The sequence below is a fragment of the Bradyrhizobium sp. MI1.11 genome (genome assembly GCF_055811255.1).
Genome location: NZ_JBVVPM010000022.1, coordinates 1 through 18,916, shown reverse-complemented (window position 1 = coordinate 18,916; position 18,916 = coordinate 1). Strand labels below are relative to the sequence as shown.

Annotated in this window: 16 protein-coding genes; 10 read left to right on the top strand and 6 right to left on the bottom strand. The window is 64.2% G+C overall.

The genetic code is table 11. From position 1 onward, the window contains the following. Positions 1–139: 139 nt before the first annotated feature. A complete protein-coding gene (locus tag AC0L30_RS21880; protein ID WP_007601070.1) occupies positions 140–934 on the top strand; it encodes a DODA-type extradiol aromatic ring-opening family dioxygenase in 795 nt (264 codons plus the stop codon). 96 nt (positions 935–1,030) lie between these two features. On the opposite strand, the gene AC0L30_RS21875 is transcribed toward AC0L30_RS21880, so the two are convergent. From AC0L30_RS21875 to glgC, 3 genes are read right to left on the bottom strand one after another with little or no spacing between them, the layout of a single operon-like run. Next, positions 1,031–1,291, bottom strand: coding sequence for a SemiSWEET transporter (locus AC0L30_RS21875; protein ID WP_007601071.1), 261 nt, complete (start codon positions 1,289–1,291; stop codon positions 1,031–1,033). Positions 1,292–1,327: 36 nt separating this feature from the next. Continuing rightward, a complete protein-coding gene (gene glgA / locus AC0L30_RS21870; RefSeq protein ID WP_473255976.1) occupies positions 1,328–2,782 on the bottom strand; it encodes a glycogen synthase GlgA in 1,455 nt (484 codons plus the stop codon). Beyond that, positions 2,779–4,041 (bottom strand): glucose-1-phosphate adenylyltransferase, encoded by a 1,263-nt coding sequence (gene glgC, locus AC0L30_RS21865; RefSeq protein WP_007601076.1) that lies wholly within the window; start codon positions 4,039–4,041, stop codon positions 2,779–2,781. The genes glgA and glgC overlap by 4 nt, the downstream gene beginning before the upstream one ends. A gap of 335 nt (positions 4,042–4,376) precedes the next feature. Here glgC and AC0L30_RS21860 point away from each other — a divergent pair, with 335 nt between their 5' ends. Next, positions 4,377–4,814 (top strand): hypothetical protein, encoded by a 438-nt coding sequence (locus AC0L30_RS21860; protein WP_473405193.1) that lies wholly within the window; start codon positions 4,377–4,379, stop codon positions 4,812–4,814. Between the two features lie 204 nt (positions 4,815–5,018). Here the strand turns inward: AC0L30_RS21860 and AC0L30_RS21855 are convergent, their stop codons facing one another. After that, positions 5,019–5,198, bottom strand: a complete 180-nt coding sequence (locus tag AC0L30_RS21855; RefSeq protein WP_007601079.1) for a hypothetical protein — start codon at positions 5,196–5,198, stop codon at positions 5,019–5,021. 202 nt (positions 5,199–5,400) lie between these two features. Here AC0L30_RS21855 and AC0L30_RS21850 point away from each other — a divergent pair, with 202 nt between their 5' ends. Continuing rightward, positions 5,401–8,472 carry an ATP-binding protein gene (locus AC0L30_RS21850; RefSeq protein WP_473405192.1) on the top strand — a complete coding sequence of 1,024 codons (3,072 nt, stop codon included), beginning with the start codon at positions 5,401–5,403 and terminating at the stop codon, positions 8,470–8,472. Between the two features lie 5 nt (positions 8,473–8,477). On the opposite strand, the gene AC0L30_RS21845 is transcribed toward AC0L30_RS21850, so the two are convergent. Together AC0L30_RS21845 and AC0L30_RS21840 are read right to left on the bottom strand one after the other, a co-directional pair. Then, complete coding sequence (locus AC0L30_RS21845; protein WP_473405191.1) at positions 8,478–9,572, bottom strand: catalase family protein; 1,095 nt, start codon at positions 9,570–9,572, stop codon at positions 8,478–8,480. A 362-nt stretch (positions 9,573–9,934) separates the two neighbouring features. Next, positions 9,935–10,915 carry an ABC transporter substrate-binding protein gene (locus tag AC0L30_RS21840; protein WP_473405190.1) on the bottom strand — a complete coding sequence of 327 codons (981 nt, stop codon included), beginning with the start codon at positions 10,913–10,915 and terminating at the stop codon, positions 9,935–9,937. A gap of 466 nt (positions 10,916–11,381) precedes the next feature. Between AC0L30_RS21840 and AC0L30_RS21835 the strand changes: the two genes are divergently transcribed. From AC0L30_RS21835 to AC0L30_RS21805, 7 genes are all read left to right on the top strand, one after another. Continuing rightward, positions 11,382–12,485 carry an ABC transporter substrate-binding protein gene (locus AC0L30_RS21835; protein WP_473405189.1) on the top strand — a complete coding sequence of 368 codons (1,104 nt, stop codon included), beginning with the start codon at positions 11,382–11,384 and terminating at the stop codon, positions 12,483–12,485. Then, on the top strand, positions 12,463–13,485 hold the full coding sequence (locus AC0L30_RS21830) for an ABC transporter permease (protein ID WP_007601088.1): 1,023 nt from the start codon (positions 12,463–12,465) through the stop codon (positions 13,483–13,485). Before AC0L30_RS21835 ends, AC0L30_RS21830 begins: the two co-directional genes overlap by 23 nt. Further along, a complete protein-coding gene (locus AC0L30_RS21825) occupies positions 13,479–14,279 on the top strand; it encodes an ABC transporter ATP-binding protein (protein WP_219683498.1) in 801 nt (266 codons plus the stop codon). The genes AC0L30_RS21830 and AC0L30_RS21825 overlap by 7 nt, the downstream gene beginning before the upstream one ends. Next, positions 14,273–15,445, top strand: coding sequence for an acyl-CoA dehydrogenase family protein (locus AC0L30_RS21820; protein WP_007601092.1), 1,173 nt, complete (start codon positions 14,273–14,275; stop codon positions 15,443–15,445). The genes AC0L30_RS21825 and AC0L30_RS21820 overlap by 7 nt, the downstream gene beginning before the upstream one ends. 29 nt (positions 15,446–15,474) lie before the next feature. Further along, the gene (locus AC0L30_RS21815) at positions 15,475–16,575 is read left to right on the top strand and encodes an LLM class flavin-dependent oxidoreductase (RefSeq protein WP_473405188.1); all 1,101 of its coding nucleotides are present in this window, start codon (positions 15,475–15,477) and stop codon (positions 16,573–16,575) included. Next, positions 16,572–17,510 carry an ABC transporter substrate-binding protein gene (locus AC0L30_RS21810; RefSeq protein WP_473405187.1) on the top strand — a complete coding sequence of 313 codons (939 nt, stop codon included), beginning with the start codon at positions 16,572–16,574 and terminating at the stop codon, positions 17,508–17,510. The genes AC0L30_RS21815 and AC0L30_RS21810 overlap by 4 nt, the downstream gene beginning before the upstream one ends. A gap of 166 nt (positions 17,511–17,676) precedes the next feature. Beyond that, positions 17,677–18,873 carry an integrase core domain-containing protein gene (locus tag AC0L30_RS21805; RefSeq protein ID WP_473405186.1) on the top strand — a complete coding sequence of 399 codons (1,197 nt, stop codon included), beginning with the start codon at positions 17,677–17,679 and terminating at the stop codon, positions 18,871–18,873. Positions 18,874–18,916: the final 43 nt, after the last annotated feature.

Below are 18,916 nucleotides of genomic sequence, written 5' to 3'. Positions count from 1 at the left end.
GGCCGACTCCTTCGGCTACCCCCCCGGATTCTGGGCGAAAAATCGTTAACGTCTTGCTAACCATACGGGTTTGCCTATGCTCGCGGCCGATAGCGCGGGCAGCTCGCACGCGCGTTGCCAATGAAACGAGCCTTCGCTCATGGTGCGATTTCCGACCTTCTTCCTGTCGCATGGCGGCGGTCCCTGGCCGTTCATGGAAGACAGGCGGGTGCAATATGCGAAAACCGCCGGGGCGTTCGGCCAGCTGCCGCAGCTCTTGCCGGAGAGGCCGAAGGCCGTGCTCGTCATATCAGGACATTGGGAGGCTGACGCCTTCACCGTGTCCACCTCGGCGCATCCGCCGATGGTGTACGATTATCACGGTTTTCCCGAGCACACCTACCACCTCAAATATCCGGCGCCGGGGCGGCCCGAGCTCGCCGCCGAGGTGAAGGCGCTGCTCATGCGCGCGGGCGTCGATTGCCGGGAGGATCCCAACCAGGGCTTCGATCACGGCACCTTCGTGCCGCTCGGGCTGATGTATCCGAACGCCGACATGCCGATCGTGCTGCTGTCGCTGAGATCGACTTACGATCCGGCCGAGCACATCAGGGTGGGCCAGGCCATCACTTCGCTGCGGGACGAAGGCATTCTGATCGTCGGCAGCGGGCTGACCTATCACAACATGCGCGGGTTCGGCCGTGCCGAGTCGAAGCCGGTCTCGTATGATTTCGAGGCGTATCTGAACGAGGCGATCAGCCACAAGGACGCGGCGCGCCGCAACGCGATGCTGGTTGACTGGGAGAATGCACCGAGCGCGCGCCTGGCCCATCCGCGCGAAGATCATCTGCTGCCGCTGATGGTAGCCGCCGGCGCCGCCGGCAGCGACGCGGGCAAGCGCGTCTTCGTCGACGAGGTCGCGAATGTCGCGATGGCGTCGTATGTGTTCGGATGAATCGTAGGGTGGATTAGCGAAGCGTAATCCACCATCGGGCCGCAATGAAGGCGGCGGATTACGCCTTCGGCCAATCCGCCCTACGCAGCTTCGAGCTCACCCGTATTTCAGCTTCATGAACAGGATGCCGCCGGCGAGCACGATGGTGATGGCGTTTGCGGCGACGAGGGGCGCGTCGCCCGACAGCAGGCCGTAGACGAGCCAGAGCGCCAGCCCCAGCACCATGACCAGGAACATGCCGAGCGAAATATCGCCGGTGGAGCGGGTCTTCCACACTTTGATGGCTTGCGGCGCGTAGGCCACGGTGGTGCAGGTCGCGGCGGCAAAGCCGATCAGCTTGATCAAGAACGGGTCCATGACGGCTCTATAGCATTGATTCGACGATGTCGTGCCTCAGGCGCGCGCGGTCATGAGGCCGCGATAGAGCGCGGCATAGTCACCGGCGCGGTTGCGCCAGGACACGTCGGTCGCAAGGCCGCTCAGTTGCAGGCGGCGCCAGGTCAGCTTGTCGTGGAAGGCGATGTTGGCCTTGCGCAGCGTGCCGGCGAGAGCATCCGCAGTCACAGGACCGAACTTGAAGCCGGTGGCGTCCTGGCCCGATTTATCGGCCTCGCCGATATCGACGATGGTATCCTCGAGGCCGCCGACGCGCGAAACGATGGGCACGGCGCCGTAGCGCAACGCGCAGAGTTGGGTGAGGCCGCACGGCTCGAACCGCGAGGGCACGATGAGCGCGTCCGAGCCGGCCTGGATCAGATGCGCCATGATCTCGTCGTAGCCGATCACGACTCCGATCCGGCCAGGGTGCGCGCGCGCAACGGCCTGATAGCGATCCTGGAGATCGCGGTCGCCGCTGCCGAGCAGCGCGAGCTGCATGCCTTCGCGCAAAATGGTCGGGATGGCCTCGAGCAGGAGATCGAGCCCCTTCTGCCAGGACAGGCGGCTGATGACGCCGAGCAATGGCGCTTCGTCCGAGGAATCCAGATTGAACTGTTGCTGAAGCACCGCCTTGTTGGCGGCCCGGAACGTGAGGTCCTCCGCGCCGAAGCGGTAGGCGATGTGCGGATCTTCTTGCGGATTCCAAACGGATACATCGATGCCGTTGAGGATTCCGCTCAGCACGTTGGCGCGGGCGCGAAGCAGGCCGCCGAACCCCATGCCGCCCTCGTCGGTCTGGATCTCCTGCGCATAGGTCGGCGAGACCGTGGTGATGCGATCGGCGAATTGCAGGCCGGCCTTCAAAAAACTAATGCCGCCGAAATATTCGAGGTCGTTGACGCCATAGGCGCGCCAGGGCAGGCCAATCGAACCGATCAGCTCGGGCGCGAACTTGCCCTGATAGGCCATGTTGTGGATGGTCATCACGGTGGCGGGCCGCGGCCGATTGTCGTAGTGCAGATAGGCCGGCGCCAGCCCGGCCTGCCAATCGTGGGCATGCACCACGTCGGGCACGAAGGCAGGAACGAGGCCGTGGCCGATATCGGCCGCGATGCGCGACAGCGCGGCGAACCGCACGCCATTGTCCGCCCAGTCGACGCCTTCGACCGTCACGTAGGGGTTGCCAGGCCGTGCGTAGAGATGCGGCACGTCGAGCACGAACAGATCGAGGCCGTCATGCGAGCCGGCGAGCAGACGTCCGGGTCCGCCGAAATAATCCGGCCAGCGCCGGATTTCGTCGGCTCCGCCCAGCACCCGCATCACGTCCGGATAGCCCGGCATCAGCGTGCGCATCTCGACGCCATGCGCCTTGAGCGCAATCGGCAGCGCGCCCGCGACATCGGCGAGGCCGCCGGTCTTGACGATGGGATAAACTTCAGAGGCGACCGCGAGGACGCGAACAGGCGTCATGTATTGAGCCTGTCGAGCATCGGCTGGGTGATGAGCGAAATGCCCTGCTCGGTGGTGCGGAAGCGTCTTGCGTCCAATTCGGGATCTTCGCCGACGACGAGCCCTTCCGGGATCTCGACGCCGCGATCGATCACGACGTTCTTCAGGCGCGCGCCGCGACCGACATTGACGTAGGGCATGATCACGGCGTTCTCGACATTGGCGTAGGAGTTGACGCGCACGCCGGTGAACAGCAGTGAGCGCCGCAGCGAGGCGCCGGAAATGATGCAGCCTCCCGAGACCAGCGAGCTCACGGCCTGGCCGCGCCGGCTCTCCTCGTCGTGGACGAATTTTGCCGGTGGTGTGATCTCCGAATAGGACCAGATCGGCCAGGCGCTGTCGAACAAATCGAGCTCGGGCACTACGTCGGTAAGGTCGATATTGGCGGCCCAATAGGCGTCGACGGTGCCGACATCGCGCCAATAGGCGCGGGGGTCGCTGCCGGAGCGGACGCAGGAGGTCGAGTACTGGTGCGCCATGGCGCGGCCGTTCTTGACGAGGTAGGGGATGATGTCCCTGCCGAAATCGTGGTTGGAATTCGGATCCTCGGCGTCGCGCTTGAGCTCCTCGAACAGAAATTTCGCGTCGAACACGTAGATGCCCATGCTGGCGAGCGAGACGTCCGGCTTGCCGGGCATCGGCGGCGGATCTTTCGGCTTTTCCAGGAACTCTTTGATCCAGCCGTTCTCGTCGATATGCATGATGCCGAAGCCGGAGGATTCCTGGCGCGGCATCTCCAGGCAGCCGACGGTGACGTCGGCGCCGCTGTCGACATGCTGGCGCAGCATCACCTCGTAGTCCATTTTATAGATATGGTCGCCGGCGAGCACGACGATGAAGCGGCAGGCATGGGATTCGATGATGTCGATGTTCTGGTAGACCGCATCGGCCGTGCCGACGTACCACATGTTTTCGGAGACGCGCTGGCTCGCCGGGAGGATATCGAAGCTCTCGTTGCGCTCGGGGCGGAAGAAGTTCCAGCCCATCTGAAGGTGCCGGATCAGGCTGTGCGCCTTGTACTGGGTGGCGACGGCGATGCGGCGGATGCCCGAGTTCACCGCGTTTGAAAGCGCGAAATCGATGATGCGGGATTTTCCGCCGAAATAGACCGCGGGCTTGGCGCGCCGATCGGTCAGCTCCAGCAGCCGGCTGCCGCGTCCGCCGGCCAGGACGAACGCCAGCGCCTGACGGGCAAGCGGCTCGGGTCTCGCGGCACTCATGTCATTCTCCCACAACTCTGGCGCTCGCGAGAAGCCTCCCGGCCGCGCTCATTTGGAACCGATAGTAACGGCACGAATAGTAAATCGGGAAGGTGGTTGTTGGTTGCGAATGCGCCGGAAGCTTAATGCTTTGCCGCGGTGATCGGGCCCCAGACACCGTCTTGCCGGTGTCACACGCGGTGAGGTTGTCGAGCCCGTCGGGACCCGGTTGATCAGAATGGAGGCATGCGTCTTGTGCGGTGCACGCAAAACTCGAGGCTTTGACCTCGCGCCAGGATGCCCGAGGATGGCGCTGCGATCCATGTCCAAGCCAAACGTCAGAAAGGAGTAAGACGATGAGGATCTGGAAAACGGCAGTCGCCTGTTCGCTCGCCGCTGCGGTCATAGCGGGAGGAATGGAGCAAGCCGCGGCGGCTCCGCTGCCCACCAATGTCGCAACCATGAAGGCCGCCGTCGGCGATGACGTCACGCAGGTGCACTGGCGCGGCCGAGGTTTTGGATGGGGTCTCGGCGGCCTTGCCGCTGGCGCGATCATCGCAGGAGCCATCGCCAGCAGCGCGCCTTACGGCTATGTCTACTATGGCGGTGGGCCCTACTACGGCGGCTACGGATATCCGGGTTATGGCTACGGCTATGGTTATGCGCCGGCCTATTACGGCTATGGTCCGGCCTATGCTTATCCGCGCTACTATCGGCCTTACCGCCCGTATTTCGGCCCTCGTTACGGCTACTACCGGCCGTATTACCGGCACTATCACCGCGCGTATTGGTGATCGATCAAACGGGCGGACCCGCTCGCCGCAGGGCGGCGACGCTGAAGAGGTTTGGGGGCTGCTGGACGCAAGCGGCCCGATCGGCTTGCGCGCGTTGAACCCGGTGATGCGGGACGACGAGCCGGCCATGCCCGCCCGCGACAATCCCGATGCAGATCGCGACGATGATCGCGATCTCGATGCACCATTCGAGCGGTCCCGAGCTCATGGCAGCGCGATCGTGTTGGCGAGATCGAACTCGGACAGGCCCGGGCCGCCGCACGCAAGGTAGATGGCGACGAGGAAGATGCGGCTGAGGACGGTGACGCCCAATATGACCCTGACGTCGTAATGGCGAATGGCCAAAGCGAGAGGCGGGATCGCCAAATGTTTTAAAATGCTCATGGCCAACTCCTTGCCAAAATTCAGGCATCGACTGCCTGTCGACTGAAATGACAGCGTGATGAAAAGGCCGTCCGACGACTTACCGGCGTCTCTGAAATGGACAGGCCGACGCTAGTACCGGCGCAGGGCGCAGGTCTTTAGCGTGCCCTTACATTTGGCTGAGCTTTGCCTTAAGATCAGGGATCATCCGGGGGTCGGAGCCGTGCGTACAGACGCGCTTGCCTTTGGTGAATTCCGCCTCGACCGGTCCAACGCGCTATTGTGGCGAGGCGGGGAGCGGATCGCGCTGGCGCCGAAGCCGTTCGAGGTTCTTTGCTATCTCGTCGGTCGGCCCGGTGAACTCGTCACCAAGGAAGAGTTGCTCGACGCAGTCTGGTCCGATCTGCACGTCAGCGAGTCGAGCCTCGCCGTTGCCGTGAATGCGCTACGCTCGGTGCTCGGCGACGACAGGCAGTCCCCTAATTACATCGAGACCGTCACGCGGCGCGGCTATCGCTTCATTGCGGCGGTCGCGACCGCCGACTCGCCCGCGATCGAGCGGGCGCCCGAAGAGGCGGCGGCGTCCGCCACGGAGCAAGTCGTTGATCGACGGCGGCACTGGAGGGTCGGGCGCACGGGCGCACTCGACACGCTGGACAAGGCGTTGCAACTCGCTCGTACCGGACAGCGTCAGGTCGTCTTCATCACCGGCGAGGCCGGGATCGGCAAGACAACCCTCTTGCAGATGACGCTCGACAGGATGAACCAGCAGGGACTGGGCGTGCTGCACTGTAGCTGCAACGAGTTGTTCGGCACCCATGAGGCCTTTCTTCCGCTGATCGGAGCGCTGAACGAGTGCTGCCGTCGAACCGACGGAGCATCGCTGCTGACGTCCATCCGCGAGCACGCGCCGACCTGGCTCGCGCAAATGCCCGGATTCCTCGGAGAAGCAGACCGGGCCGCATTCCAGCATGAGGTCTTTGGCGCAACCCGGGAGCGCATGCTGCGCGAATTTGCCGATCTCATGGAACATCTCGCTGTCACGCGACCATGGGTGATCATCCTGGAAGATCTGCATTGGAGCGACTTTGCCACCGTGGATGTGCTCTCCCGGCTTGCGCGCCGGGATCGGAGGGCTTCTATCCTCGTGCTGGCCACCTACCGGCCGATGGAAGTCGCCGTCGGCGGACATCCTATCCGTGCCGTTCACCAGGACTTGCGGATTCATGGACACGCCACCGAGCTCGCGCTCGATCGACTGACCGGCATCGACGTCGAACGCTATCTTTCGCTGCGCTTCAACTCGGCCGATTTCGCCAGAGAGCTGGTCGAGCGCATCTTCGCGCGAACCGGCGGGCATCCTCTGTTCGTGTCGTCTCTGCTCGATCATCTCGTGGCGCAAGGCGCGCTGGTCGAGCACGAATTGGGCTGGCGGCTGGTCAGCGAAGACGCGGCCTCGCATGACAGCATGCCGCGCGATCTGGAAGGAATGATCAAGCAGCAGATCGATCACCTCACCGTGGACGAGCGCTGCCTGCTCGAGGTCGCCAGTGCGGCGGGAGCGGAGTTTTCCGCGCTTCATATCGCCGGTGCGCTGGACCGTCCCGTGCTGGATGTCGAGCAGATGTGCGAGGACCTGGCACGGACCGATCGCATTATCGTCGTGGCTGGCATGACCGAGTGGCCGAACGGAGGCGTCTCCGGTCGCTATGCGTTCCAGCACGCGCTTTACCAGGAGATCCTCTACCAGCGGCTCGCGCCGGCGCGCCGCACGAAAACCCATGCGCTGCTTGGGGCGGGGCTCGAGCAGGGCTACGGGCCGCAGGCTGCGGAGATCGCCGCGATTGTCGCGCGCCACTTCGAACTGGGCCGCGATTTCCCGAAGGCGATGCATTATCTGGGCGCGGCGGCCGAGGGCTCGGCGCGAAGGTTCAGCACGCGCGAGGCCGCCAATTACCTGTCCCGCGCCTTGGAACTGGTGCCGCATCTGCCGCCGGAGTTTCAGGTGGCGACACGTCTGAAGTTGCTGCTTCAGCGCGCCTGGGCCTGGCGGGCCAGTGGAGATTTCCTGAATTCCCTGCAGGATCTCAGCGCCGTCGTCGCGCACGCGGCGGAGAACGGGCACGTGCGCGAAGAGGTGAACGCGCTGGTCGATCTCAGCAGATTTTGTCTTTACGTCGATCGACGCCAGAGCCTGCCTGTTGCGGAACAGGCCCTTGTCAAGAGCAGGGCGATCGACGACGCCGCATTCAGTGCTCTGGTCCAGGGGAACGTTGCCAATTTGAAGCTGATGCTCCGCGGCTGGGATCGCGAGAATGCGGATCTTGCCGAGCATGCGTCAGCGCTGATCACCGGAGAGCAGGATCTGAGCATGCGGCTGCGACGCTGCTCGATGGAGATGGTGCTGGAGTTTCTGCGCGCGAATTATCCGGCCTGCTGCGATGCGACGACCCGGGGAAAGGAGCTCGCCCGCCTGGTCGGTGACGTCTATCTGTTCGTCCTCTATGAATCGGTCGAGGCGTTTGCCCAGATCTATCTCGGTGAATGGGGACGGGCGCAACGAAACGTCGTCTCCGCGTTGGCTATCTCGGAGCGGAATGCAAATCCGCAGGCCGTCGCGCTGTGTCATCTCACGATCGGATGGCTGTATTCCGAGGCGGAGGAATATGGCAGCGCGTCACGGCGTGCGGAGGATGCGCTCGGCCCGATGATCGAGGCCAATCCGTTCACCTTCTTCGTTGGCAGGAACCTGCTGGCGCGAGCTTATGTCAGGATGGGCGACCTGCCTCGGGCGCGGCAGCATCTCGATGCGATGGAGCGGCGAATGGAGGTCGACCGGGTGCCGATGGAGTCGCTGGTCATCCCCCACTATCTGCTGACTTGCTGCGACTATTGGATCGCGATTGGCGATCTGGACCGCGCCCAGAGCTCGGCCAACCAATTTCACGAGGTGACGAGCGCGGCACCCGACCGGCCGTTTCTCGCGCTGTGCTACGAGGCCATGGCGAGAATTGCGATCGTGAAGCAGGATACGCAACTCGCCGGCGGGCATTTGGCGGCGGCCACTTCGATTCTCCGCCATGCCAGGCTACCGCACGCCGCCTGGCGGGTTTATCGCACGACCGCGGTGGTCTATGAAAGCCTCGGACAAGCGCAAAGGGCTGCCAAGTGGCGGGACCGCTCCAGCCAGGTGATCGCATCGCTGGCAGAGACGCTTGATACCGGCGATCCGCTGCGGTCGGCGTCTTTTTTCGACGCAGGCCGGGACACAGGGCCTCATCATGAGGGACGGTGATCGGCTCAGTTCGGCAGGTCCGCAATCTCTCGCGGTTCACCGGGCGGTTGCTTGACCTTGAAATGATTTTGCTGCTGCCGCAGCGTGCGGGAGGCACTGTAGGCATCCCTGCGCAACCGCATGATCGAGCCGAGCGGCTGATGCGCGGCGAGACATCGCCATGGGTCGAACGAAAGCACCTCGTCGGAATAGACGCGACGCGCGGGGCTGTCGGCGGTCTGGCGCGGAAGCGTGATCTTGCCGAGTGCTTGCGGCGGCGCGACGTCTTCGGGCCAGTCAATCGAGGCATCTTCGATCGGTGTTCGCTCCAGGTCGGTGCAGAGCTGGGCAAACAGTTCGTACTCGGCCGCATTGTCCTTGAAGAAGGCGACGACGCTGTTCAGCACGGCATGATCGGCATCGTGGCAGGGTTGGCCGGTGAGTTGTCGAACCGACGCCGAGATCGGCACCAGGCGAAGCCTTGCGATATAATCGCCAAACCGCAATGCTCCCTCCGTGTGAAAGGTTTCTCCGAGGATGTTGCTGCCGGCATCACCGAGCGCTTTCAAGACGATCGGGATCGGAATGCCTGTTCTGTCCGATGCGGCGACCAGCACGCGCGCGAGAAAGCCTATGGGTACGTACGCCAGATCAGGCAGGAACAGGGTGCGCTCGACGTTGTGCTGTGCGCGCATATAGGCCATCGCATCCGCGAAATAGCTGGGGTGATTGACGAGCAGAAGATCCTGGTTCGTCGAATCGTCGTCGCCGAGCGCCTTGGCCCCAGTCACGCCCAAGACCTTGATGGCAAACCCCCGCGGCGAGCGTACGCGATCGCTCCTGTTGAATGCGGTGGAGAGGCGGACGATGATCGGGAAGTGGCCAGCCTGCTTGAACAGGCCCTGGCGCAGATGATCCGGCAAATCCTCGTAGACGATCAGCTCGCCCCGGAGATAGCCGGCGCCCTTGGCGTGCTGCTGTCGGGTTCCGTGCTTGTCTTTGTGAAAAGTGCGATCGCTCGTTCGCGAAATCGAGGCAACGATCTCCTCGACGGCCGCCGCTTCCTCCGGCCGGATTTGTTCGACGGACGGATCGTAACGAAGATACTGATCGGCTGACATGGCGCTGATCTCCAGCCCGAAGGTCGCCTTCCCATTGCAAGCGTCGACGGCCGCAGGGTGAATGCCACTGTAAGCCCGTCCGGTCGGGATCGGCAACCCGAGAGCGAGTTGTGATTGCCTGGACAGGCCGGGGATGAGGCATCCTGTTACCGACGCGATCACACGGTCGATGCTAGGCCAACGGCGTCTCGTAAGTCCTTATGGGCTCCTTATGTTGTCCTGATCTTTTCCTTAAGGCCTGGCCGGCATCTAAAGCGACAGCCATACGATCAAGCTCATGCAGGCGAAATGCGCGAGCACGATCGCGGCGAGATGCAGCGGGCCTGCGTTGAGACGAAGCCCGGGCATCCCGCCGGCTCCGTCTAGTTCGATCCCGCGGCCGCAGCAGTGAAGCTGCGGTCGACGGCTTTGCTCACGTCGAGCTTTTTCGGCAGGATGCCATAGCGCGTCGAGCGGTCGGAGGCCTCCTGCACCTCCTTCACGACGTTCTCGTCGATCGGAATCGGGCTGGTGCGCTGCGCGGTATAGGCCGAGAGCAGCACGTCCTCCGGCAGCCTGGTCAGCTCGGCCGTGCTCTTGGCATATTCGCCGAGATGATCCAGCGACCACAGCCGCGCCTTGTTCAGCCGCTGCACCAGGTCCTGCACCGCCGTGCGCTTGGTGGCGATGGCGTTGTCGGAGGCGACGATGAATGTGATGGTCGGCGTCAGGCCCTCACCATCGGCGATCACGCGGGCCTTGTCTTTCAAAGTGGCGAACGAGACGTAGGGCTCCCACACCGCCCAGGCGTCGATCGAGCCCGCGACCAACGCGATCTTGGCGTCGACCGGACCGAGCGGCGCGAAGGTCGCATCCTCCAGCTTGATCTGCGCCTTCTCCAGCGTGGCGTCGATCAGGAACTGGCCCCAGCCGCCGCGCGTGCCGGCGAGGCGCTTTCCCTTGAGGTCGGCGGCCGATTTGATCGGCGAATCCTGGCGTACGAGAATGGCTTGCGTCTTGGCATTCGACCTGGTGCCGCCGATCGCCTTGAGCGGGGCGCCGGCCGCATAGACCGAAAGGAAGGAGAGATCGCCGGTGTAGCCAACGTCGAGCGCGCCGGCGTTGAGCGCCTCGAGGATCGGCGCGGCCGCGGGGAATTCCGACCACTCGATCTTGTAAGGCAGATCCTTTGCGTAGCCCGAGATCTCGAGCAGCGAACGATTGCCGCCCTTCTGATCGCCGACGCGCAGGACGATTGCGTCGGCCGCGAACGAGGCCGCGGCAGTCGACAGGGTGATGGCAGCGGCAAGCAGCGATGCAGCGAGCCGACGCGTGACGGAATGATCGAGGGAGTTGATGCTCATGTGGCCTGTCTGTTGCTTTGCTCACGACGCGTGAGCGAACGATGCAGCGAGACGATCAAGTCTATGGTTGTGCGATGCCCAGTCAATGAAATGGCCAACCGTATTGCGCGCGCGATCGGCAAGGACGTTCCAGAGGGGCGCTGATTTCGAGAACGTGCGGTATGCGCTGTGCAAGAATGAAGCAGGAGAGGGAGTAGCCCCGCACTCCTTCAACCGATGCATCGGTGGAAATCCTTTCATCGTCCCCGCAGGTGCCGATGGAGAGAATGACTTCGCCTCGCGCTACATTCGAAATTCCATTTCATTGACGACACGGCGAACGCGCCGCATGATTTGCGCATCGCATCAAGGCGGCGCAGCAGGCGCCGGCGAAAAGATTTTCTCTCGACGCAGCTCCGCATGGGACAGGCGCAACGCAAGCCGTTGTGCCGATGGCGGAGCCGTGCAAGTGCAGGAGTGGAAACGGATGAACGACGACGACAAGCACGGCGGATCGAGGCTCGACCGGCGCCATTTGCTCCAGGCGGGGTTAGCTGCGGCCTTCGCCGCGCCGCTCGGCGCCTTCGGTGCGGCACAGGCATTTGCGCCACGGGCAATCGCGCCCGGCGTCGATCTCTCGGAGTTTCCGCTGTGCCGGACCGCGTCGGATGTGCCCGCGCTCACCGGCGCGCCGCGCAAGCTCAAGCTGTCCTGGAACGCCGGCGCGGTCTGTCTCGCCCCGGTGCCGGTCGCCATCGAGCACGGCTTCTTCCGGAAGCACAATCTCGACATCGAACTCATCAATTATTCCGGTTCGACCGACCAGCTGCTCGAGGCCATCGCGACCGGCAAGAGCGATGCCGGGCTCGGCATGGCGCTCCGCTGGCTGAAGCCGCTGGAGCAGGGCTTTGACGTCAAGATCGCCGCCGGCACTCATGGTGGCTGCATGCGCGTGCTGACGCGCGCCGATTCCAGCGTGAACAAGCTCGCCGATCTCAAGGGCAGGATCGTCGCGGTCGGCGATCTCGGCGGTCCTGACAAGAATTTCTTCTCCATTCAGCTCGCCAAGCTAGGCATCGATCCGAACAAGGATGTCGACTGGCGCGCCTATCCCGGCAACCTTCTCAACGTCGCCGTCGAGAAGGGCGAGGTGCAGGCCTTCCTGTCGTCCGACCCGCTGGGTTATCTCTGGCTCAAGGACACCCAGTACAAGGAGGTCGCCTCCAATCTCGACGGCGAATATCGCGACAAGAGCTGCTGCATTCTCGGCCTGCGCGGCAGCCTGGTGCGCGAGGAGCCGCAGGTCGCGCGCGCCCTGACGCAGGCGCTGCTCGATGCCGCGATGTTCACCGCGCAGAATCCATCCGTGACGGCGAAATCGTTCCAGCCTTACGCGCCGAAGACGGCGTCGCTCGCGGATATCGAAGGCATGGTGCGCTACCATACCCATCATCATCATCCCGTCGGCGAAGTCTTGAAGCGCGAGCTCAAGGCCTATGCCGACGATCTCAAGAGCGTGCAGGTGTTCAAGCAGAGCACGGACACGGCCAGATTCGCGGAGCGCATCTATGTCGACGTATTCGCTGTCTGACGGCCTTGCTTCCGGCGCGCCGCGTCTCTCGCGCGCACCGTGGCTTGCGAGCTGGATCCGGGAATCCGGTGCCGGCATTCTCGCGAGTATGGCGTGGATTGCCTTCGGCCTGTCCTGCCTGTGGTGGGAGGACGTGGGCGACTGGTCGCGGACCCACTCGCTCGGCATTGCCGCGTTTGTCATCGCGGCCATCGCGCTGTTCGGGACCGTCGGCGCCGACTACCTCGGCTCGGCGGGCCGCGCCTTACGCCAGCGCGCGCCATGGCTCGTCGTGCTCGGCGTTGTCCTGACCCTGTGGGAAGTCGCGACGGCGAAATTCGCCTGGCTGCCGTTGCCGTTCTTCCCGCCGCCGCAGTCGATCATCGAGGTCTACACCGACGATCTGCCAAAACTGCTCGACAGCGTGTTCGCCTCGGTCAAGCTCCAACTGGGCGGTTATCTGATCGGCGCGACGGTCGGGTTCCTGACCGGCGTCTCGATCGGCTGGTCGCGCGCGGTCGGCTATTGGGTGCATCCGGTGCTGCGGTTCATTGGCCCGCTGCCGGCGACCGCGTGGCTGCCGATCGCCTTTTTCACTTTCCCATCGAGCTGGAGCGCGTCGACCTTTTTGATCGCGCTCGCAACCGGCTTCCCGGTCACCGTGCTGACCTGGTCGGGTGTCGCGAGTGTGAGCAACGCCTATTACGACGTTGCGCGCACGCTCGGGGCGAAGCCGTCCTTCCTGGTGCTGAAGGTCGCGATTCCCGCGGCATTGCCGCACGTTTTCGTCGGCCTGTTCATGGGGCTCGGCTCGTCCTTTGCCGTGCTCGTCGTCGCCGAGATGATCGGCGTCAAGGCCGGGCTCGGCTGGTACCTGCAATGGGCGCAGGGCTGGGCCGCCTACGCCAACATGTATGCGGCGCTGATCGTGATGTCGCTGCTCTGCTCCGGCGCGATCACGCTGCTGTTTTCGATCCGCGATCGCCTGCTGGTCTGGCAGAAGGGGACCGTCAAATGGTAGCCGCGACTGCACTGACTGAGATCGACGCTCACCCGGCCGCCGGCGCCGCGCTCGACATCGAGCAGGTCAGCCACGCCTTCGACATCGACGGCGCCGATCTGCCGGTGCTCAGCGACGTCAGCATCTCCGTCGAACCGGGCGAGTTCGTTGCGCTGCTCGGCCCCTCCGGCTGCGGCAAGTCTACGCTGCTGCGCCTCGTCGCAGGCCTCGACAAGCCCAAATCCGGAACGCTCCGCGAGGACGAGGCGCGCATCACGCGACCGCACCCGTCGCGCGTTGTCGTGTTCCAGGATCCGACATTGTTTCCCTGGCGCACGGTCTGGGACAACGTCGCGCTGGGGCTGGAGGCACAGGGCATCTTGAAGAGCCAGCGTCATCGCGTCGATGCCGCGCTCGATCTCGTGGGGCTGTCGTCCTTCCGCAATGCCTATCCGCACCAGCTCTCGGGCGGCATGGCGCAGCGCGTCGCGCTGGCCCGCGCGCTGGTCAACGATCCCAAAATCCTCATTCTCGACGAGCCGCTCGGCAAGCTCGACTCGCTGACCCGCATCACCATGCAGGCCGAGCTGGTCTCGCTGTGGCAGCGCAAGGGCTTTACCACGCTGCTGGTGACGCATGACGCCGAGGAGGCGCTGGTGCTCGCCAATCGCGTCATCGTGTTCAGCGACCGCCCGGCGCGTGTGAAGGCCGACATCCGCGTCGACCGGCCGTATCCGCGCCATCGCGGCGATCCGTATCTGGCCGATTTACGCCGCCAGATTCTCGGCCTGCTCGGATTGGACGCGACATGGTGAGTTCGATCGCCAAGGGGCGCGCGGCCCATCACGAGCCCGACTACATCGCACGTGCCGAGGTGCTGGCCGAGGCTTTCGCCGCGCGGGCGGCCGAGCACGACCGCACCGGCAGCTTCCCGTTCGAGAACTTTCGCGAGCTGTCCGAGGCGGGCCTGCTGTCGCTGACGGTGCCTGCGGCCCATGGCGGGGCCGGAGCGGGCGCGCGATATGCCGCACGCGTCCTCGGCATCGTCGGCAAGGCCGATCCGTCGACCGCGCTGGTGCTGTCGATGCACTACATCAACCATCTGGTGATGGCACGGAGCCCGACCTGGCCGGCACGGCTGTCGCGCAAGCTTGCGCGCGAGAGCGTCGAAGGCCTTTCGCTCGTCAACGCGCTCCGCGTCGAGCCCGAACTGGGTTCGCCCGCGCGCGGCGGCCTGCCCGCGACCATTGCACGTCGGACCGAGACCGGCTGGCGGCTCTCGGGGCACAAGATCTATTCGACGGGATCGCCGATCCTGAAATGGTATCTGGTCTGGGCGCGCACGGACGAAGCCGAGCCGCGCGTCGGACAGTTCCTCGTGCCGGCGGGCCTGCCGGGCACGCGCATCGTCGAGACATGGGATCATCACGGCTTGCGGGCCAGCGGCAGCCACGACGTCATCTTCGAGGACGTCGTGATTCCTCTCGATGCGGAGATCGACGTGCGCAAGCCGGCCGACTGGCGCGTACCCGATGTCGCGCAGGCGACCGTGCACACGATCTTCGTCGCCGCGATCTATGATGGCGTTGCGCGGGCTACACGTGACTGGCTAGTCGCGTTCCTGAAGCAGCGCGCGCCCGCCAGCCTGGGCGCGCCGCTTGCGACCCTGCCGCGGGCGCAGGAGATCCTCGGCGCGATCGAGGCTCGGCTCGCCGTCAATGCGCGGCTGATCGCATCCTTCGCCGGTGATTTCGATGACGGTGTCGCGCTTTCCGCGGCCGAGTCCAACGTCATCAAGCTGACCGTGACCAACAACGCCGTCGCCGCGGTCGAGGATGCCTTGTCGCTGACCGGCAATCACGGCCTGTCCCGCGCCAATCCGCTGGAGCGGCACTATCGCGACGTCCTGTGCGGCCGCGTGCACACGCCGCAGGACGATTCCACGCGCACCGGCCTCGGCCGTGCCGCATTGGGCTTCTAGCCTTCCGCCAAACATTCAGGGAGAACATCATGTCGATCGAGTTCATCGGCTTTATCGCCAACAGCAATGCTTCCGAGATCATCGTGCGCCAGGGTCCGGTGCTCGATCCCGCCTATATCGAGACGGTGGCGAAGGCGCATGAGCTCGCGGGTTTCGACCGCGCGCTGCTGGCGTTCCATTCGACTACGCCCGATGCGCTCCAGGTCGCTCAGCATGTGCTAACGATCACCAAGTCGTTGAAAGTGATGATTGCGCAGCGACCGGGCTTTACCGCGCCGACGCTGCTCGCGCGGCAGCTCGCGACGCTCGACCAACTCTATGGAGGCCGCGTCTCGCTGCACGTCATCACCGGCGGCAATGCAGCCGAGCTGAGGCAAGACGGCAACACGCTCGACGACAAGGACGAGCGTTACGCTCGCACCGGCGAGTTTCTCGATGTGGTGCGGCTGGAATGGACCAGCGAGAAGCCGTTCAACTACAGCGGCAAGTACTACAACGTCGAGAACGGTTTTTCGCAGGTGAAGCCGCTGCAGAAGGCCGGCATCTACACCTTCGTCGGCGGTGGCTCCGACGCGGCGATCGACGTCGCAGGCAAGCATGCAGACACGTTTGCCCTGTGGGGCGAATCCTATGCGCAGGTGCGCGACGTCACCTCGCGCGTTCACAATGCGGCCGTCAGGCGGGGCCGTCCGACGCCGCGCTTCAGCCTCTCGGTGCGGCCGATCATCGCTCCGACCGAAAAGCAGGCCTGGGAAAAGGCGGAAGAGATTCTTGCGCGCGCCACCGCGCTCCAGGACAAGACCGGCTATCGCAAGCCCGCCGACGGCCATGCCACGGCTGGCGCGCGGCGGCTGCTCTCGCTCGCCGACCAGGGCAGCCGCATCGACAAGCGGCTGTGGACCGAGATCGCAAAGCTCACGGGCGCCAACAGCAACACGACCGCGCTGGTCGGCACGCCGGAGCAGGTGGCCGAGGTCTTCGGCGACTATTACGACCTCGGCGTCAGCCATTTCCTGATCCGTGGCTTCGATCCGCTTCCCGATGCGATCGAATATGGCCGCGAGCTGATTCCGCTGACGCGCGAGCTGATCGCCAAGCGCCAGACCGCACGCGGCGAGGCGGCGGAATGATCCGCCTGATGCTGGCCGGCGCGCTGCTGCTCGGCTCGGTCGAGCTGGCGGCGGCGCAAACCACCCTGCGCGTCGGCGACCAGAAGGGCAATTCGCAGGCGGTGATGGAAGCCGCCGGCGTACTCAAGGACGTCCCCTACAAGATCGAGTGGAAGGAGTTTCCGGCGGCTGCGCCGCTGCTGGAAGCATTGAGCGCCGGGGCGATCGAGACCGGTCTCGTCGGCGACGCGCCGTTCACCTTCGCCGCCGCCTCCGGCGCGCCGGTGAAAGCGATTGCCGCGATCCGGCAGACCCGCGAAGGGCTTGCCATTCTCGTGCCGGAGAATTCGCCGATCAAGAGTTTTTCCGATTTGCGCGGTAAGAAGATCGCGACCGGTCGTGGCTCGATCGGGCATCAACTGATTCTCACCGCGCTCGAGAAGAACGGCTGGGCTGCGGCTGACGTGCAGATTGCGTTTCTGGCGCCGACCGATGCCAAGATCGCCTACACGCAAGGCGCCGTCGACGCGTGGTCGACCTGGGAGCCCTATGTCAGCCAGGAGGAGGTTCTGTTCAAGTCGCGCCGGGTCATCACTTCGGAAGGCCTGACACCCGGGCTGAGCTTTCAGGTCGCGCGGCCCGATGCCATCCGCGACAAGCGCGCGGAGCTGACCGACTTCATCCGGCGCCTCACCGCGGCGCGGGCGTGGTCGCTGAACAATGTCGATAGCTATGCCGCGACCTGGGGGAGGCTGATGAATATCCCGACAGCCGTGCCGCAGAACTGGCTGTCGCGCGCAAAAATCCGGATCGCGCCGATCGATGACGGCGTGGTGGCGGACGAGCAGAGCACGATCGATCTCTATTTTCGCTGGGGCCTGATCAAGCAGAAGCTCGATGCGGCCGAGATCGTGGATCGCTCGTTCTCGGATGCGATTGCGAAGGCGGGGTTGTAGTCGTTCTCTCGTGTTCCGAACGCGGTGCTCACCCTCTCCCCTTGTGGGAGAGGGTGGCTCGCCTGTCCAGACCGGATAGATAGGTAACACAGTAGACCAGATGGATGGGTGACAGTTCTCTGTCGGCTGGGAGGATCAGCCGATGCCTTGGAGAGAGAGCTGCGCAATGGACCAACGGGTTAACTTCATTTCGGAACAGCGAACCGGCTTGTGGACGATGACGGAGCTTTGCGAGCGTTACGAGATTAGTCGCAAGACCGGTTACAAATGGTTGGAGCGCTACCGGCTGGAAGGACCTGGAGGGCTTGGGGATCGCTCGCATGCCGCGCGGGTGCATGGGCGCGCGACGCCACGGCACATCGTGAATGCGATTGTGGGGCTGCGGCTTGAGCGGCCGAGCTGGGGGCCGCGCAAGATCGTGAGCAAGCTTGAGGCTCGTCAAGGGGATGTGGATTGGCCATCGGCCTCGACGGCCGGGGAGATTCTCAAACGGGCGGGACTGGTCGGCGACCGCAGGGTTCGGCGACGTGCGCCGCCGCGCATGAGGCAACTGACCGTTCCTCAGCATGCCAACCATGTCTGGGCGCTCGATCACAAGGGCTGGATCCGGTTGGGCGACGGCTCTCGCGTCGAACCGTTCACGGCGACCGATGGCTTCAGCCGCTATTTGATCAGCCTGGCGGCGACGGGCAGTACGCAATATGCCGAGTGCCAAGCGCCGCTGGAACGGGCGTTTCGCGAGTACGGCTTGCCGGAGATCATCCGCTCCGACAACGGCTCGCCGTTCGCCTCGACCGGGATCACCGGTCTGACCGCGCTGTCGATATGGTGGATCAAGCTTGGCATTCGCCATGAACGGATTGACCCCGGCCATCCGCAACAGAACGGCCGGCACGAGCGTTTCCACCTCACGCTTCTGGAAGCCATGCAGCCACCGCCGCCAAACCAGATCGCGCAGGCCCGTCGCTTTGCGGCATTCGTGCGCGACTACAACGAAGAACGGCCCCATGAGTCGCTTGGCCAGCTCCCACCCGCCAGCGTCTATCAGCCCTCGCCTCGTGCGATGCCAAGGCGGCTTCCAGAGCCCGACTACCCGGCCGAAGCCGCGGTGCGCCAGGTTCGCTCCAATGGCGAGATCAAATGGCGAGGCGAGCTCATCCACATTTGCAGCGCTCTCGTTGGCGAAGCCGTTGCCGTCGAGGAGACCGAGGACGGATCCTGGCAAGTGCGCTTCTTCGACGTGCCGATCGGCATCATCGACCAGAAAACACGCAAGCTGCGGGGGGGGGGGGGGGGCCCCCCCCCCCCCCCCCCAAAAAAAAAAAAAAAAGAAAAAAAAAAAAAAAAAAAAGGGGGCCGATGAGAAAAGCCCGTGTTTTTTTTAATATTAAAAAGAAACAAGCAAA